Genomic DNA, 17,476 nt, shown 5'->3' on the forward strand with positions numbered 1-17,476 from the left:
CCGTCAGGCCGCGTCGCTCAGCGCCGGATAGTCGGTGTAACCCGTTTCGCCTTCCGCATAGAACGTCTCCGGCACCGGCTGGTTGAGCGGTGCGCCGATTTCGAGGCGGCGCGGCAGGTCCGGGTTCGCGATGAACAGCTTGCCCCACGCGATCGCGTCGGCGCTGCCGTTCTCGAGCGCGGCCTGCGCGGTGTCGAGCGTGAACTGTTCGTTCGCGATCAGCGGGCCGCCGAACGCTTCCTTCAGGCGCGGGCTCAACTGGTCGCCCGAATACGATTCGCGCGTGAAGATGAACGCGATCTTGCGGCGGCCGAGTTCGCGTGCGACATAGCCGAACGTCGCTGCCGGATCGGAATCGCCCATCGTGTGTGCGTCGCCGCGCGGCGCGAGATGCACGCCGACACGGCCGGCGCCCCACACGTCGATCGCTGCGTCGACGACTTCGAGCAGCAGGCGTGCGCGGTTCTCGATCGGGCCGCCGTACGCATCGGTGCGGCGGTTGGTGCTGTCCTGCAGGAACTGGTCGAGCAGGTAGCCGTTCGCGCCGTGAATTTCGACGCCGTCGAAGCCCGCTGCCTTCGCGTTTTCCGCACCCTTGCGGTAGGCGGCGACGATGCCCGGAATTTCGTCGAGTTCGAGTGCACGCGGCGTCACGTACGGGCGCTGCGGACGCACGAGGCTCACATGGCCGCCCGGGGCGATCGCGCTCGGCGCGACCGGCAGGTCGCCGTTCAGGAAGACGGGATCGGAGACCCGGCCGACGTGCCAGAGCTGCAGCACGATGCGGCCGCCGGCTGCATGCACGGCCTGCGTTACTTGCTTCCAGCCTTCGACCTGCTCGTCGGACCAGATGCCCGGCGTGTCGGCATAGCCGACGCCTTGCGGGGTGACCGACGTCGCTTCGGTAATGATCAGGCCGGCCGATGCACGCTCGGTGTAGTAGCGCGCCATCAGCGCGTTCGGCACGCGCGCCGTGCCCGCACGGGAGCGGGTGAGCGGCGCCATCACGATGCGGTTCGGCAGGGTCAGGTCGCCGAGGGTAACGGGATCGAACAGCGTGGGCATGGCAGATAACCTCTTCACGAAAGGCGGGGAAGCCGTCGCGTCATGTGCGATGGCGCCCCGCATGGCCGGTTCGGCCGTTGGCTAGAGTTCGCGGCGCAGGGCGTCGTGAAATGCGTCGATGACGGCCTCGTTGCGCTGAAAAAACGCCCATTGGCCGATCCGCGTCGACGTCACGAGCCCCGCGCGCTGCAACGTGGCGAGGTGCGCGGAGACGGTCGACTGCGACAACCCGCAGCGCGCGTCGATCTGGCCCGCGCAGACGCCGTGTTCGTACGGCAGCGTCTGTTGCGGGAAGTGCTCGCCGGGCGTTTTCAGCCAGACGAGGATTTCCCGGCGCACGGGGTTCGAGAGCGCTTTCAGGATTGCATCGATGTCGAGTTCGGTCGGCATGGAAGAGCTTGGCGTTTCGGTCGGGCAAACAGGTATCGTCGATGGGCGAATCTTATATCGTAATTTGACGATATGCGCGAAGGCACTGTTGGCTATGGGGTTGATAGGGTGTCGATAGGGACGACGGGCCGCACTTTCGCGCTTGAGCGATGCGTGGGTGCGCGAAGGGCCGTTGACGGGGGGATGCCCGGCCAGCGGGCGCCGCGGGCGCGCGTCACCGCGTGAATCGGCAAGTCGGCCGCGTCGGGTTTGGGCACTGGCGTGGCGTTGGACTTGCAACCAGGTTTCAAAGGGCTGCATCGGGATACGCGGGAGAACGCCCCGTATCCGGCCCGGATTGCGCACCGATCGATCGGCGGTTGTCGGTATTCCGGACGGTATCCGGATCGGCGCGAGACGCGTGGCACGGCACGTGTCGGCTGCCGTGGAGCCATGAGGAAAATTGATCGAATCAAGCAAAAAACATCAATTTTCACCAGGAATTGTTCTACCCACAATGGCTCACTCGTCGGCAAGGCGAGTGCAGCGATACCTGACGGGCAACGGCTTTCATTCAATACCGTCGCCATTCATATCGTCCGATTATATCGGAGTAGAAAGCAAATTGTCATCGGATTGCGATGCAGGAGAAAGCATCGACGGAGCCCGTATGCCGCGGCGCAGTGCTTGCGTCGGTACGGATTCGCGACTGCGTGAGCAGCGACGAATCGTACGGAGCGCGCCGATCGCCGACCGGCTTCTTTCAATTTGCCGTCAACGTTCACGCCGATCCATTACCTTCAAGGAAAACAGCAATGCGCTTCTGTCCTCTTCGCCCAAAGGTCGCGGGCGTTGCTCTGGTTGCAATTGCGGGGCTTCTTCCGTGCTGCTCGCTGCCGGCGATCGCGGCGGCTCCCGAACTCAATGTCTATAACTGGTCGGACTACATCGCCAGGGACACGATCCCGAACTTCGAAAAGGCGTCCGGCATTCACGTGCGGTACGACAACTACGACAGTGACGACACGCTTCAGGCAAAGCTCCTGGCCGGGAGTTCCGGCTATGACATCGTGGTGCCGTCGTCGTTGTACATGGCGAGGCAAATCCAGGCCGGCATGCTTCAGAAGCTCGACAAGTCGAAGATTCCGAACCTGAAGCATCTCGACCCGGTGCTGATGAAGATGATCGCGGATGTCGATCCGGGCGCGCAATACGGCGTGCCCTGGGCGTTCGGCACGGACGGCATCGGCTACAACGTCCAGGAAGTGAAGAAAGCGCTGGGGGACAACGCGCCGGTCGACAGCTGGGCACTGGTGTACGACGTGGAGAACGTGTCGAAGCTGAAGCAGTGCGGCGTCTCGTTCCTGGATCAGGCCGCCGATGCGTTCGCGACCGCGTTGCAGTACCTGCACAAGGACCCGAACAGTTCGAATCCCGCGGACTATCAGGCCGCGTTCGATTTGATGAAGAAGGTGCGTCCGTACATCACGCAGTTCAACTCGTCGGGCTACATCAACGATCTCGCCAACAACGATGTCTGCGTCGCAATTGGCTGGTCGGGCGACGTCGGCATTGCGCGGCGGCGCGCCGCAGACGCGAAACGATCCTACGAGATCCGCTTTTCGAACGTCAGGGAAGGCGGCCTGCTGTGGTTCGACATGATGGCGATTCCGAAGGACGCGCAGCATCCCGAGGCGGCCATGAAGTGGATCGACTATATCGAGGACCCGAAGGTCAATGCGGCGATTACCAACGAAGTGTTCTATCCGACCGCGAACCGTGCCGCTCGACCACTCGTCAACCCCGTCGTATCGCAGGATCCGAGCGTTTATCCCCCCGATGACGTGCTGCGGAAAATGACGCTGATGAAACCGTTGCCGATCGAGATCGTCCGTCTCGAGAATCGCCTCTGGGCACAGCTGAAGGCAGGGCGCTGATGGCGTCGAACAGCGCAGCGCCGGCAAGCGCCGCGTGCCGCGCGGACTGAAACCGCCGTCATGCCAGGTTGCCTGCACCGATAGCGAGCAGGCGCATTCCCCGAACACCGTACTCCTTGTGAGCTGCCTCGTGCGCCTCGCACGGGAGCGTTCGTGCGTGCGCCTGCCGCCCGCCGGTGTGCGACAGCCCGGCCAAGGCGGCAATCGCTGCAATAGAAAAACATGGAGACTTCGTATGAGAAGAAAGCTGATTGGTTTGCTGGTGGCGGGCTGTCTGCCCGGTGTTGCCGTGGCCGACACCATGGCCGACCGGATCCGGGTATTGCAGGCGCAACTCGACGTACTGAAGAAGGAGATGGCCGGATTGCAGGCGCGTCCGTCGGACCGGCCGGCAATCGCCGCACCTGTACCGGTCGATCCGTCGTCGCCTGACTATGGCAGCGCGCAGGCGTCGCTCACCAACGACGACGTCACGGCCATGAAGCAACAGCTTGCCACTCAGCAACTCAAGGTGAACTCGCTCGAGGACGCAGCGAACACCGGCCCGATTGCCGGTCTCTCCGTGACGGGCTACATCGACCCGACTTATGTGTACAACCGCGCGCAGGGCGGTTCGTCGTTCCTGTTCGCGAATCACGAAAATACCGGCGGTTACTTCAACAGCACGTTCGGCGACCTGTACCTGGACATCAAGAAAACCTTCGGTGTCGGGTCAATGGCGCCGTCGGCCGAAATCACGCTGATGCCCAACCGGGGCAACGGCATCACGCTGATGCAGAACGAGCGTGGCCAGATCGGCAACAACATCCTGAATACGGCGGTCGTCACCGTTCCGCTCACGGGTACGACGACATTCGTTGCAGGCCTGATGTCCAGCTTCGGCGGCTACGAGGTCCAGCAGTCGAATCAGATGCTTACGCTGACTCACAACCTGCTGTACGACTTTTCCGACCCGGGCAGCTATGTCGGCCTCGGGGCGAACTATACGAAGGGCAAGTGGACGTGGAAGTTCCTGCTCGGTAACGAACAGTACCGGACCAATGGCGCCATTACGCAGACGGGAACCAACGCGCTGGGCGATCCGGTCACGATCAGCAACAAGGTGCCGACTTTCACGGCACGCGCGGACTATGCGTGGTCCAGCGCGCTCGATATCGGGGCGTCGTTCAACATCGGGCGGCAGACGTTGCCGAGCGCAGTCAATCCCGCGACCGGTGCAATGAGCTATGGCATCGGCGGTCAGGCGCCCAATGGCTTCGGCGCATTCTTCTTCTCGGAAGCCGACCTGACTTATCAGCTCGCAGACGTTCAGTACAACGCAGAAATCGACTACGGTCAGCAGCAGAACGCGGCGTTCAACGGCGGCCAGGCGCAATGGTATGGCATTTCGCTGCTCGCGCACCGGAAGTTCAGCTTGCCGGGCGTCGGCAGGATGGGCGTGACGCTCCGCTACGACTTCCTCGCCGACAGCAAGAACGGCGGCGGTGGCGGCGGCATCGCGCTGAATGGTCAGGGGCGCGACCCGTACAACGGCTTCGGCATCGGCGCGGACTGCTTCGCCAATTCGCAGGCAAGTGGTGGCATGGGTCTTCAGTGCAAGGGTTCGAACCGTCAGGACGTCGCGCTCGACCTGCTGTTTTTCCCGACCGCACAGATCACGGTGAAGGTCGAGTATCGGCACGACTGGGCCAACAACAAGGTGTTCCTGAGAAACGACGGCTCGTACGGCAAAAGCAACGACTTGCTTGCGACGCAGTTCATCTACTCGTTCTAGCGCCGGACAGCGCGCTGTCGTACCGGTCGGCAACGGTGCGTTGTCGTCCGGCCCCATCCAGTTGGCTCATTGGCTCATGGAGATGCAATGAAAGACAAATTCACCCGACCGTCATGCCCGGAAACCGATCGCTCGGCACTCACGCGTCGCGACTTCATCAGGGGATCGGCGGCCCTCCTCGGTGCATCCTGGATGGGCGCGTTGGCGGGGTGTGGCGGCGACGATGCGTCGGCAGGTCCCGCGGCCATTCGCGCGTCGTCGCGTCAGGCGGCAAACCCGGCGGCATACCTGATGCCGGGCGAGGATGCGCCGCACGCGGCGACGTACATGGCATTCGCGTCGGGTTCGGAAGGCATCTGGACGCCGCTGACCGCGCAGAGCACGGATGCGGGTATCGACCGGGTTCGTGCCGACCTGATGGATGTCGCGAAGGCGATCGGCACCTACGAACCGGTCAACATGCTGGTGTTGCCGGTCGACCTGAGCGCCGCGCAGGCGTTGCTGGCGACGGCAAGCGACGCGAACCCCGCGATCCACGCGAATTACCTGGCACGCGGCGCAGGCGCGGGCGGCGTCAACCTGATCGCGCGGGCCGACGGCTTCGACGATCTGTGGACGCGCGACACCGGCTGTGTCTTCGTAAAGGATACGGCCAATGGCAATGCGCTGTGTGCGGTGAACTTCAACTTCAACGGCTGGGGTAATGCGAACACGGACGGCTTGAACCTCAATGCGGGCATGACGGTGCCGCCTGCCGTTGCGGCGGGCAGCAACAAGTCCAAGGCGGGCAAATTCTTCCAGCCGTTCGCCAACGATCGTGCGCTGGCGGGATGGATGGCGCAGGCGAACAACGCGACGCTGATACAAAGTACGTTGACGCTCGAAGGCGGGGCGATCGAATTCGACGGGGAGGCGACGGCGATCCTGACGGAATCGGCGGTGCTGCACGTCAGCCGCAATCCGCAACTGTTCAATATTCCGGGGGGTGTCGTTGCCAACGCGACACTGCTGCCGACGGCCAAGGACACGGTGCTGGCGGAACTGCAGCGTACGCTCGGCGTACAGAAGATCATCTGGATTCCGGGAACGGCGATCTTTCCGCAAGGTTGCGGCGCCGGTGGGCAAGGTGGCGCCGCGACGCCGGCGAGCGAGACCGACATCACGAACGGGCACGTCGATTTCTACGCCAAGTTTCTATCGCCCGGTGTCGTCGCATACTGCTACGACGCGTCGAATTCGATGGGAGAACGGGCGCTGAGCGAGGCCAACTGGCGGCGCCTGAACAATCAGACCGATGCAAGCGGAAGGACGCTGCAGTTGATCGAGCTGACGACGCCGGCAAACTATGGAACGTCGAATGGCATGACGCTGACCAATCGCCAGATGACCAACTTCGCGGCCGGCTACATCAATTTCTACACATGCAATGGCGCGATCATCATGCCGAAATTCAACGATGCTTCTGCTGACTCCGCTGCGCTGACGGCGATCCAGCCGTATGCGGGTTCGCGGGATATCGTTCAGGTGGATATTCTCGGCATTGCGTCGGGGGGAGGCGGCGTGCATTGCGCGACGCGTGAACTTCCTGCGTAGATCGGGCGTCCTGCAACCGCACAAGGCCGCCCGGAACGGTCCGTGCCGGGCGGCCGAACACGTCAGCCCGGCAGCGCCTTCCCCACGATCTCGTATCGCCCTTGCGTCGCATCGACATGCGCGAGCGTATCGAGCACGCGTATCACGGGCGGGTGACCGTACACCCGCTCGACCATCGCCTTGTATTCGTCGCCGTGCCAGTGCGCGGCGGCTTCGCGCGTGCGCCACACGTACACACCACCGCCTTCGTGCGTGGCCGCGTCGTAGAAGTACCACTTGTGCAGCAGGTCCGGGTTCTGCGCCCACTTTGCCGCGGTACTTTCATAGCGCGCTTCCAGCGTCGTGACATCGACATCGGGTTGCAGCTTGAAGAAGACGATTTCGGTTATCACGGTCAATCCTCCACGAGAAAATCGCGGAAACGCAACACACGCGCCGTCGCTCAAGAGGGGATCGGTGCCGCATGCGCTTCAAGCGCCTGTGTGACAGCGTAGGCGCCGTGCTTTAAAAAGTAAAGCAAAGGCGACGCACCATTCAGGCAATTGACTCTGCCCGTCGATTGCTTTAAAAAGTAAAGCATGACCACACCCAAAATCGGACAACGCGTTCGCGGATCGACGACAGGGCGGCCCATCATGGTCGTGCTGGATCTGCTCGGGCGCCGTACCGCGCTGCGCATCCTGTGGGAACTGCGGGGCGCGCCGCTCACGTTTCGCGCGTTGCAGGAAGCCTGCGAAACGAACGCACGCCTGCTCAACACGCGGCTGGCCGAGCTCAAGGCGTCCGGCCTCGTCGAGCATGGGGAGGGCGGCTATTGCATGACCGCCGAAGGCCGGCGGCTCGAAGCGGCGTTGCAGCCGTTGCTGGGGTGGGCAAGACAGTGGGCGAAGCGCGACCCGGAAGGGCTCGACGCGGCCGATCGCGAGCAATCCGGTCAAGCGCGCTGATCGATCCGCGCCGGGGTACGCGTCGCAACATCGTTCCGGGTCACGCGTCACGCGTCGGGCGCGATCCATTTTCTGTTTGCGGAGTCATTTCATGTCTGTTCGGGCCGTGATCTTCGATTTCGATCTGACGCTGGCGGATTCGTCCGCCGCGATCATCGAATGCACGGAATACGCATTGCATCGGCTGGGCGCCGCCGGCGCGACGCCCGCGCAGATCGGCGCCGTGATCGGGCTGACCCTGCCGCAGATGTTCCATTCGTTGACGGGCGAAGCCGAGCCGGCGCGGGCCGACGCATTCGCGCGGCACTTCGTCGCGCGCGCCGACGAGATCATGGTGGCCGGCACGCGCATCTATCCCGAGGTGCCGCCGCTGCTCGCGCAGTTGCGTGAGCAGGGGCTCGCGGTCGCGATCGTGTCGTCCAAGTTTCGTTACCGGATCGAGGCGATTCTCGAACGCAACGGCCTGCAATCGCTGGTCGACGTGCTGATCGGCGGCGAAGACGTGCAGCGTCACAAGCCCGATCCCGAAGGGCTCGTGCAGGCACTCGCGCGGCTTGACCTGCCGGCCCGCGCGGCGATCTACGTCGGCGACCACGCCGTGGACGCGCAGGCGGCCGAGCGCGCCGGCGTGCCGTTCGTCGGCGCGGTGAGCGGCATGACGACGTTCGATGCATGGGCGCGCGCGGGCAAGCAGGCCGTGCGCACGCATATCGGCGAGCTGGCCGCGCTCGTGCAGCGGATGCAGCGCGAGCCGGGCCGGGCGTCGGGCCCGCACGACGCCTGACGCCGGATTCGGGAGCCGCACGATGCCGCGCCACGTGAACCATCTGCGCTGGAAGATCGTCGCGTTTCTGGTCGCGCCGCTGACCTTCGTGATGACGCTCGATCGCGCGGCGATGGCCGTGGCCGCGCCGACGATCCAGGGAGAGCTCGGCCTGTCGATCGTCGAGATGTCGATGATCCTGACGATCTACTTCTGGGCCTATGCGATCGGCCAGCTTCCGGCCGGACGCGCGGCCGAACGCTTCGGGTCGCGCCGTGTGCTGTTCGGCACGAGCACGCTGTGGTCGCTGATGATGATCGTCACGCCGTTCGGCAGTTCGTTCGCCTGGCTGTTCGGTTGCCGGCTGGTGCTCGGCGGCGCGCAGTCGGCCGACTGGTCGAGCAGCGTCGTCGCGCTCAAGCGCTGGTTTCCGGCCGGCGAGCGCGCGAAAGGCAACGCGGTGCTGCTCGCGGGCCTGTATCTGGGCCCGATCGTGTCGGCGCCGCTCACGGCCTGGACGATCGTCCATTTCGGCTGGCATGCCGTCTTCCACGGATTCGGCGCGCTCGGCCTGCTGCTCGGCGCAATCTGGTGGTTCGGCTACCGCGATGCGCCGGCGTCGCATCCGCTCATCACGCAGGCCGAAGCCGACTACATCGCGGCCGGCCAGCCGCCCGGCCACACGGCCGTGTCGGGTTCGCTGATGCGTTGCCTGCGGTTGGGGCGCTTCTGGATCTTCGGCATTCAGTATTTCCTGCTCGTGCTGATCCAGAGCTTCTACACGACATGGCTGCCGACCTACCTGATGCGCGCGCGCGGACTGTCGCTGAAGGCGATGGGGCTGTACGCGTCGCTGCCGTGGGTTGCCGTGTTCGTGGCGGTATTCGTCGCGGGCGCCGTCAGCGACCGGCTGCTGAGGAAAACGGGCTCGATCTACTGGGCGCGCACGCCGGTCGCGATCGCGGGATTCGTCGTGAGCGCGCTGGCGCTGGTCGCCGCGTCGCGCGCGGAGGCGATGGCCGCGGTCATCGCGCTGCTGTGCGTGTCGTTTGCGGCCGTCGGGTTCGTGCAGGTCGTCGTATGGTCGGCCGCGCAGGATCTCGGGCGGCCGTTCGCCGGCGTGATGTCGGGCTGGACCAACGTGTGGGGCGCACTGTCGAACGTCGCGGGCCCGATGACGCTCGCGCTCGTCGTCAAGGTCACCGGCAGCTGGGGCAGCGGAATGTTCGTGATCGGTGCGGCGGCGGCTTGCGGCGCGGTGCTGTGGCTGTTCGTGCATCCCGAGCGCCCGTTGCTTGCCGTGGCGGCGGGCGGCTTGCCGCCGGCGGCAGAGGGCCGGAACACGCCGCGCGGCGACGCGCGCGAAGTTCGGGCCGACGCCGGCCGGGTTTCCGAGCCGGCCGACTGAGCCGTATTGCGCAACGGGCCGGCAGCGCGCGACGGATTCTGCGACCATCGCCGTTAAAGTCATATCCGAAACCCGATCCGCCGCCATGTCCCTCATTTCCGTTGCCTTTGCAAGCATCCGGCCCGCGCGTGCGCGGTCGGCCGCCCGGACGCTGTCATTCGCGTTTCCGCTCTCGGTAGCCTGTGCCGTCATCGGCCTGTCGGGCAGTGTGAGTCCGGCCGAAGCCGCTACGCCCACGCAGCGCGAACGTCTCGAAGCACCGGTCAAGGCCGTCGCCGACCAGCGCGTGGCCGTCGAGACGCCGCAGGGCAGCGCGGCGCTGCCGGTCTACGCCGACCATCCACTCGACCACGCCGCGCCCGACGTCACGCGCGTGTTCATCGTGATTCACGGCACGCTCCGCAACGCCGACGCTTACTATGCGTCGGGGCGCAAGGTCGTCGAGCAGGCCGGTGCGTCCGGCAACGGCACGATGGTCGTCGCGCCGCAGTTCCTGACGCGCGCCGATACGCGCGCGTTCTCGTTGCCCGCATCGACGCTGGCGTGGACGCAGGAAGGATGGAAGGGCGGCGAACCCGCGCGCCAGCCCGGCCCGATCAGCTCGTTCGCGGCGCTCGACGCGTTGCTCGCGCATTTCGCCGACCGCAGCCTGTACCCGTCCCTGACAACGGTCGTCGTGATCGGCCACTCCGCCGGCGCGCAGTTGCTGCAGCGTTATGCCGTGGCCGGGCGCGAAGGGGACGCGCTGGCGCATACCGGCATCGCCGTGCGCTACGTGGTCGCGAACCCGTCGAGCTATCTGTATTTCGACGATGAACGGCCGAATGCCGACGCGATCGCGGGCGGTACCTGCCCGCGCGCGACGCAATGGAAATACGGGCTGAAGTCGGCGCCGCCTTACGTTGCGTCACAGGACGCGCGCGAGCTCGAAACGCGTTACGTTGCGCGCCGTGTCGTGTACCTGCTCGGGCAGGTCGATACGAATCCGTATACGCATTTCATCGACCGTTCGTGCGCGGCGATGGCGCAGGGCCCGTACCGGCTCGCGCGCGGGCTCGCGTATTTCGATTACCTGAAGAAGCGTCACCCGGACGATCTCGCGCAGCAGGTCGTCGAAGTGCCGGGCGTCGGGCACGACGGTCTCGGCATGTTCACGTCCGCTTGCGGGCTGGCCGTGCTGTTCGGGCAGGCATTGCCGCAATCGTGCCCGGTCGTCGCCGGTACGGCGCCGGACATGCGTGCGGCAGGACAATGAGCGTGCATGCGCGGTCCGCGCACGGCCAAAGGCGATCGATCAGAAAAATGCAGGAATCGGCAAGATAAATTCATTTCCCTGCGCGGCGTTCGCGGTTCAGGATGACGGCATCCCCGGGAGCGCCCCCATGAACATCACGATCCTCGACGATTATTTCGACACGCTGCGTACGCTGCCGAGCTTCAGCAAGCTGGACGGGCAGGCGGTCACGATCTGGAACGACCATGTGCAGGACGTCGACGCCCTGGCCGAACGCCTGCGCGATACCGAGGTGCTGGTGCTGATTCGCGAGCGCACGCAGATTCGCGCGCCGCTCATCGCCCGGCTGCCGAAGCTGCGGCTGATCAGCCAGCGCAGCGTCTATCCGCATATCGACATCGATGCGTGCACCGCGCAGGGCGTGATCGTGTCGTCGAACCAGCACGCGGGCACGCCGTCCTATGCGGCCGCCGAACTCACATGGGGCCTCGTGCTGGCCGCGATGCGGCAGATTCCGCAGCAGATGCGCGCGTTGCAGGCCGGCAACTGGCAGACCGGCGTCGGACGGACGCTGCGCGGGCGCACGCTGGGCATATACGGCTACGGCCGGATCGGCGCGGAGGTCGCGCGATACGGCGCCGCGTTCGGGATGAACGTGCTGGTCTGGGCGCGCGAAGCGTCGCTGCAGCGTGCGCGCGACGACGGCTGGCACACGGCGCCGGACAAGCACACCTTCTTCGAAACCTGCGACGTGCTTTCGCTGCACATGCGGCTCGTGCCGGCCACGCGCGGCATCGTGACGGCCGGGGATCTGGCGCGGATGAAACCCGGTGCGCTGCTGGTGAACACGAGCCGGGCGGGCCTCGTCGTACCGGGTGCGCTCGAAGCGGCGTTGCAGGCCGGCCGGCCCGGAATGGCGGCGGTAGATGTGTACGAGACGGAACCGCTGCGCGATCCGCGGCATCCGTTGCTGTGTTTGCCCAATGTGGTGTGCACGCCGCATATCGGCTACGTGACCGAAGACGAATACGAAACGCAGTTCTCGGATGTGTTCGACCAGATCGTGTCCTATGCGGCCGGACAGCCGATTCACGTGGTCAACCCGGACGTCCTCGCGCGTGAGGCGGGATCGATCGAGCCGTTGATTCTCGACCTGCTCGAATGGATCGGGCCCGGCGCGCGGCCGTACAACGAGGTGATCGATGCGTGGCGCACGTCGTGCCCACGCCTGCCGGTGTGGGAAGAGGCCTGCGCGCGCGGTTACGTGGTCCGCCACCACGCGCCAGGCGGCGTGGCCGAGGTCGAAGTGAGCGAAGCCGGCCGCGCGCATCTCCGGGCCGCGCGCGCCTGACCGTGCGGGGCAGTCGGCGCGCGGCCGCGCCACCCGCGCGTCATGCCGTTTTTTCAGCGACCGGTGCGGCGTCCGGATCGAACACCGTCAAGCCTTCCGTCGGGTCCATCGGCAAGTCCCACGGACGCGCGGCGATCGCCCGTTTCGTCGCGTCATAGCCGGCCTGCCGGCGGGCCGCGATGCCGGCCGGCGTGAAATCGATGTCCTTCAGCTGATTGTCGCCGTCGAGCCGCGGCGCGGCGAGCTTGACCAGGTGCATCGTCGTCTCGCATCCCCACGCGGCGAGCCGGCGTACGGCCGGCGACGCGCGGTCGGCTTCCGGCACGTGCCGCGCCAGTTCGCGGATCACGTGGCGCAGCCGGTGAATCTGCTGCTGGCGCGCGATGTGGCTGTCGGTGCGGCTCGCGTACTGGATGTCCTTCTGCCGTTCCGACACTTGCCAGATGCTCTCGGGCTCCGGGCCGGCCGGATTCCACATCTGCACCGAAAAGATGATCGAGCTGCGGCGCGGGTTGTCGTCGAGCACGACCTCGACCGGCGTATTCGAATACACGCCGCCGTCCCAGTACGGCGCGCCGTCGATCCGTATCGCCGGGAATGCGGGCGGCAGCGCGCCCGAGCTCATGACGTGCTCGATCCCGAGCCGCGTGTCGCGCGAATCGAAATAGCGCATGGTGCCCGTGCATGCATTGACCGCGCTGACGGTCAGGCGCGGATGGCCCGCGTTCAGCAGCTCGGGATCGATCAGCGACGCGAGCGTGTCGCGCAGCGGCGCGATCCGGTAATACGACGCGCGATCGACGCCGAGGCGCGCCATCGGCCCGAGCCACGACGCCGGATTGGGCTGGAAGAAGCCCGCGATGCCGCCGCCGATGATCATCAGCTCGGCCAGCGTCCGGTCCCAGCCCGGCAGCAGCGGCGGGACGTCGAAGCGGGTCCGTTCGGTCACACGATGCCAGAACGCCGACAGTTTCTCGTAGCGCCGTTCCGGCGGATTCCCGGCGATCAGCGCCGCGTTGATCGCGCCGATCGACGTGCCGACCACCCAGTCGGGCCGGATCCCGGCTTCGTCCATCGCCTGGAAGACGCCGAGCTGGAAGGCGCCCAGTGCGCCGCCGCCCTGGAGCACGAGCACGACTTGCCCGGGGAGGTCCATTCGTGCCGGCTGGCTCGCGGTCATGGCTTGCCTCGCTGCGTGTGACGGTGGGTCGGATCCGAACAGTTCGATTCAGTTTAGGCGATCGACGGCGCGGGGCGGCCTGCTGCGCAACAGTGGCTTGCGTTTGCTTTGCCGTTCGCTTCCGACCCTTTGACACGGCCGGCGTCACGCATCCGGATAAGGCGTGCCGTCCTTGTGCAGGAACCGGCCGTCGCGGCTCGGGCTCATCATGTCGATGTCCGGGCAGGTGATCACGTCGTCCGGCGAACGCGAACCCACTTCGAGATAGACGGCGACGGCGTCCGACCGGTTGACCAGGTGATGGCCGTTGCCCGAGTTTTTCGGAAACGCCGCGCAGTCGCCTGCGCGCAGCACGGTCTCGCCGCCGTCCTCGATCATCACGAGCTCGCCTTCGAGCACGTAGACGAATTCGTCTTCGTCGGCATGCCAGTGGCGCTGGGCCGACCAGCCGCCGGGCGGCACGCGCATCAGGTTGACGCCGAAATCGCGCAGCCCGCCGGCGTCGCCGAGACGCTGGCGGATGCGCTGCGCGCACGGCGCGTCGAACGGCCGCGGATAGCCGCTGCCGCGGCGTTCGGGCACGGTGCTGAGGTCGATCCTGGGCATGGGCGGCTCCGTCTGCCACGCGGGCGAATGGGACGGCGGTCATTGTAGGCGGATGCCGCCCGCCGTTCGCCCACGCGTTACGTGGCGGGCCGCGTCATTCGACGGTGATCGTCTCCTTCATGTACGGGTGAATTCCGCAGAACACCTTGTAGACACCCGGCTTGTCGAAGCGGAACGAGTACGTCTCATCCTGGTCGAGTGCCTTCGAGTGAAAGATGCCGGCATCGTTGACGACGGTGTGCGGTTCCGCGTCGAGGTTCTTCCACGTGATCGTCGTGCCGGCCTTGATGGTGGTCGACATCGGCGAAAACATGAAATTGCGGATCGTCACTTGCGCGCCGTCCGGGCCCTGTGCGAACGCGGCGAGCGGCGTGGCGGCGGCAGCCGCGCACAGGATCAGCGCCGCGACGATTCCGGGTTGCTTGAAGCGGATCATGTCGGTCTCCTCATGTTTGTCAGGCGAGCGTCGCGTCGTGCAGCGACGACGCGACCGGATGGCCCGCGAATTCGACGGTCGTCACGCCGAGCATCGCGGGCAGCCGGTCGTGCGGCACCGTGAGCGGCACGGGGCCCGGGCCGTTGCCGGCCGTCGGCTGCGGGAACGCGGTGGAGCGCGCGGTGTGGAACGTCACGTTGCCCTCGACCTTCGACACGATCTGGTGGATGTGCCCGTTCAGCACGGTGACCGAGCCGAAGCGGCGCAGCAGCGCCATGGTCTGCGGCGCGTCGCCGGTGCCCCAGCCCCACGGCTCGTAGATGGTCCACATCGGCATGTGCGAGAACACGACGATCGGCGTGCTCGACGAGCGGCCCTTCAGATCCTGTTCGAGCCACGCGAGCTGTTCGTCGCCGAAGCTGCCGAGCCCGTTCGGCTTGAAATGCATCACGTTGACGAGCGCGATGAAATGCACGCCCGCGTGATCGAAGCTGTAATAGCCGCGGTTGTCCGAAGCCTTGCCGAACCGGCCAAAATATTCGGCGCCCGAACCGTCGGTGACGTCGTGCTCGCCGGGCACCGTGTGCAGTTCCGGCACGCGCAGCGCGGATAGCAATTGCGACGCGTGGTCGAATTCCTCGGGCTTGGACAGGTGCGTGATGTCGCCCGTATGGATGGCCAGCGCGGGCAGCGCGGGCATCCCGTTGACGAGGTCGATCGTCTGCTTCAGCGTGGCCGATACGTCGGGATTCGCGTCCTTGTTGAAGCCGATGTGCGTGTCGCTGATCTGCACGAACAGCGGCTTGCCCGCGGGGGGCGCGTCGCCGGTCTGCGCGAGCGCGAGGTCGAACGGCGTCAGGATGCCGCCCGACAGCGTGAACAGCGTGCCGAGCCCGCCGAAGGCCAGGCATTGCAAGGCCTTGCGGCGCGACGGGCGGGTAGGGGTCGATGAAGACATGGGAGCCTCGCATTCGTATGACGAAACCGGACGGCCGGATCGTCCTGGAATAAGCCGGCGCCTTCGCATGCCATACCGCCGAAGCGGCGGATTTATTCCCGCGCGTTACGCGTTACGCGGTCGAACACCCGTGTCGGCGGCTTCCGGGGCAATGCGGGATGCGAGCGGGATGCGCTGTCAATGTCCTGTAAGTGACACGTCACATTTGCGTCACGACCGCCCGATAGCCTGCCACTCCGAATCACCTCTCCGGAGCCCCTTCATGCCGAATCCCGCGGCAACGGAAACCAGCGGTGCGGCCAGTCATCGCACGCGCACCGTCAGCCTCGCGCTGTTCTTTCTGATCATTGCCTGCGGCATCGTCTATGTCGGCATTCATCTCGGTGCCGATCTCGGCCCCGTCAAGGAAAGCTCGGCCCTCCCGTTTCTGCTGCTGATCGTCGCGCTGCTGATCGCGCTCGGCTTCGAATTCGTGAACGGCTTTCACGACACCGCGAACGCGGTCGCGACCGTCATCTATACGCATTCGCTCGACCCGCACCTCGCGGTCGTCTGGTCGGGCCTCTGGAACCTGTTCGGCGTACTCGTGTCGAGCGGCGCCGTCGCGTTCGGCATCCTGCAGTTGCTGCCGGTCGAGCTGATCCTGCAGGTCGGCAGCGGCTCGGGCTTCGCGATGGTGTTCGCGCTGCTGATCGCGGCCGTCACGTGGAACCTCGCGACCTGGTATTTCGGCCTGCCGTCGTCGAGCTCGCACACGCTCGTCGGCTCGATCATCGGCGTCGGCCTGATGAACCAGATCGTCAGCGGCCCGTCGGGCACGAGCGGCGTCGACTGGAACCAGGCGCTCGGCGTCGGCAAGGCGCTGCTGTTCTCGCCGCTGATCGGCTTCGTGCTGTCCGCGCTCGTCTTGCTGTTGCTGAAGGCGCTCGTGCGCGTGCCGGCGCTGTACCAGGGGCCGAAGGGCAACCAGCCGCCGCCGTTCTGGATTCGCCTGCTGCTGATCCTGACCTGCACGGGCGTGTCGTTCGCGCACGGCTCGAACGACGGTCAGAAGGGCATGGGCCTGATCATGCTGATCCTGATCGGCGTGATGCCGACCGCCTACGCGCTGAACAAGGCCGTGACGCCGGACCAGACGAGCACGTTCGTCGCGGTTGCGCGCCACGCGTCGACGACGCTGGTCAAGTACGCGGACCCGGCCGTGCAGTCCGCCCACCCGCGTGCCGATGTCGAGGCGTACGTGCGCACGCACAAGCTGACGCCCGCGACGATTCCCGCGCTCGGCAAGCTCACCGACACGATCGCCGACCAGGTCGCGCAAGCAGGCGGCATTTCGAGCGTGCCGCAGAACCTCGTCGACAACGTGCGCAACAACATGTACGTCGCGTCCGAGGCGATCCGCCTGATGGAGAAAGCGAAGGCGCCGGCGTTCCCGGTCGAGGACGCGAGCGCGCTCGAAGCGTTCCGGCAGCAGATGGACCGCGCAACGAAATTCATCCCGACGTGGGTGAAGGTCGCGGTCGCGATTGCGCTCGGCCTCGGCACGATGGTCGGCTGGAAGCGGATCGTCGTGACGGTCGGCGAGAAGATCGGCAAGTCGCATCTCACGTACGGGCAGGGCGCATCGGCCGAAGCCGTCGCGATGCTGACGATCGGGATGGCCGACGCGTACGGGCTGCCGGTATCGACGACGCACGTGCTCGCATCGGGCGTGGCCGGCACGATGACGGCGAGCGGCGCGGGCCTGCGCTGGGATACGGTACGCAACCTCGTGCTCGCGTGGGTGCTCACGCTGCCCGCATCGATCGCGCTGTCGGCTACGTTGTACTGGGTGCTGCACAGGCTGTTCTGATTC

15 protein-coding genes and 1 pseudogene are annotated in these 17,476 nt (G+C 65.9%); 9 read left to right on the top strand and 7 right to left on the bottom strand.

Translation table 11 applies throughout. The features are described 5' to 3' along the window. Nucleotides 1-3: 3 nt before the first annotated feature. Nucleotides 4-1,065 (bottom strand): alkene reductase, encoded by a 1,062-nt coding sequence (locus ACWMMN_RS21805; protein WP_059239896.1) that lies wholly within the window; start codon nt 1,063-1,065, stop codon nt 4-6. An 81-nt stretch (nt 1,066-1,146) separates the two neighbouring features. Beyond that, entirely contained in the window at nt 1,147-1,455 is a 309-nt protein-coding gene (locus ACWMMN_RS21810; protein ID WP_006496873.1) for an ArsR/SmtB family transcription factor, read from the bottom strand. 794 nt (nt 1,456-2,249) lie between these two features. Between ACWMMN_RS21810 and ACWMMN_RS21815 the strand changes: the two genes are divergently transcribed. The 3 genes from ACWMMN_RS21815 (at nt 2,250) to ACWMMN_RS21825 (ending at nt 6,738) form a co-directional block, all read left to right on the top strand. Further along, on the top strand, nt 2,250-3,371 hold the full coding sequence (locus tag ACWMMN_RS21815) for a polyamine ABC transporter substrate-binding protein (RefSeq protein ID WP_059239898.1): 1,122 nt from the start codon (nt 2,250-2,252) through the stop codon (nt 3,369-3,371). Between the two features lie 235 nt (nt 3,372-3,606). Continuing rightward, nucleotides 3,607-5,145, top strand: coding sequence for a DUF3138 family protein (locus tag ACWMMN_RS21820; protein WP_486424087.1), 1,539 nt, complete (start codon nt 3,607-3,609; stop codon nt 5,143-5,145). Between the two features lie 327 nt (nt 5,146-5,472). Then, the gene (locus tag ACWMMN_RS21825; protein ID WP_233464108.1) at nt 5,473-6,738 is read left to right on the top strand and encodes an agmatine deiminase family protein; all 1,266 of its coding nucleotides are present in this window, start codon (nt 5,473-5,475) and stop codon (nt 6,736-6,738) included. 62 nt (nt 6,739-6,800) lie between these two features. Here ACWMMN_RS21825 and ACWMMN_RS21830 read toward each other — a convergent pair whose 3' ends face one another. Next, the gene (locus ACWMMN_RS21830) at nt 6,801-7,130 is read right to left on the bottom strand and encodes a YdhR family protein (RefSeq protein ID WP_155627273.1); all 330 of its coding nucleotides are present in this window, start codon (nt 7,128-7,130) and stop codon (nt 6,801-6,803) included. A gap of 243 nt (nt 7,131-7,373) precedes the next feature. On the opposite strand from ACWMMN_RS21830, the gene ACWMMN_RS21835 reads away from it, so the two are divergent. The 5 genes and pseudogenes from ACWMMN_RS21835 to ACWMMN_RS21855 all read left to right on the top strand — a co-directional run. Continuing rightward, nucleotides 7,374-7,685: a winged helix-turn-helix transcriptional regulator gene (locus ACWMMN_RS21835; protein WP_226196263.1), complete on the top strand. Its 312-nt coding sequence runs from the start codon at nt 7,374-7,376 to the stop codon at nt 7,683-7,685. A gap of 91 nt (nt 7,686-7,776) precedes the next feature. Further along, nucleotides 7,777-8,469: an HAD family hydrolase gene (locus tag ACWMMN_RS21840; protein ID WP_059239909.1), complete on the top strand. Its 693-nt coding sequence runs from the start codon at nt 7,777-7,779 to the stop codon at nt 8,467-8,469. A 22-nt stretch (nt 8,470-8,491) separates the two neighbouring features. Next, entirely contained in the window at nt 8,492-9,856 is a 1,365-nt protein-coding gene (locus ACWMMN_RS21845; RefSeq protein ID WP_486423941.1) for an MFS transporter, read from the top strand. Between the two features lie 85 nt (nt 9,857-9,941). Next, entirely contained in the window at nt 9,942-11,111 is a 1,170-nt protein-coding gene (locus ACWMMN_RS21850) for an alpha/beta fold hydrolase (RefSeq protein WP_486423942.1), read from the top strand. Nucleotides 11,112-11,238: 127 nt separating this feature from the next. Beyond that, nucleotides 11,239-12,207: pseudogene (locus ACWMMN_RS21855) on the top strand (D-2-hydroxyacid dehydrogenase family protein); the annotation flags it as partial. A gap of 274 nt (nt 12,208-12,481) precedes the next feature. Here the strand turns inward: ACWMMN_RS21855 and ACWMMN_RS21860 are convergent. The 4 genes from ACWMMN_RS21860 to ACWMMN_RS21875 all read right to left on the bottom strand — a co-directional run bounded on the left by ACWMMN_RS21860 (nt 12,482) and on the right by ACWMMN_RS21875 (nt 15,621). Beyond that, complete coding sequence (locus ACWMMN_RS21860) at nt 12,482-13,621, bottom strand: patatin-like phospholipase family protein (protein ID WP_059239916.1); 1,140 nt, start codon at nt 13,619-13,621, stop codon at nt 12,482-12,484. A gap of 144 nt (nt 13,622-13,765) precedes the next feature. Continuing rightward, nucleotides 13,766-14,227 (bottom strand): cupin domain-containing protein, encoded by a 462-nt coding sequence (locus ACWMMN_RS21865; RefSeq protein WP_059239918.1) that lies wholly within the window; start codon nt 14,225-14,227, stop codon nt 13,766-13,768. Nucleotides 14,228-14,321: 94 nt separating this feature from the next. Next, nucleotides 14,322-14,663, bottom strand: a complete 342-nt coding sequence (locus ACWMMN_RS21870) for a cupredoxin domain-containing protein (protein WP_059239920.1) — start codon at nt 14,661-14,663, stop codon at nt 14,322-14,324. Between the two features lie 19 nt (nt 14,664-14,682). Further along, a complete protein-coding gene (locus ACWMMN_RS21875; protein ID WP_059239921.1) occupies nt 14,683-15,621 on the bottom strand; it encodes a metallophosphoesterase family protein in 939 nt (312 codons plus the stop codon). A 262-nt stretch (nt 15,622-15,883) separates the two neighbouring features. Between ACWMMN_RS21875 and ACWMMN_RS21880 the strand changes: the two genes are divergently transcribed. Further along, a complete protein-coding gene (locus ACWMMN_RS21880; RefSeq protein ID WP_174991331.1) occupies nt 15,884-17,473 on the top strand; it encodes an inorganic phosphate transporter in 1,590 nt (529 codons plus the stop codon). Nucleotides 17,474-17,476: the final 3 nt, after the last annotated feature.

It is taken from the genome of Burkholderia cepacia complex sp. TUM26381, assembly GCF_057439935.1.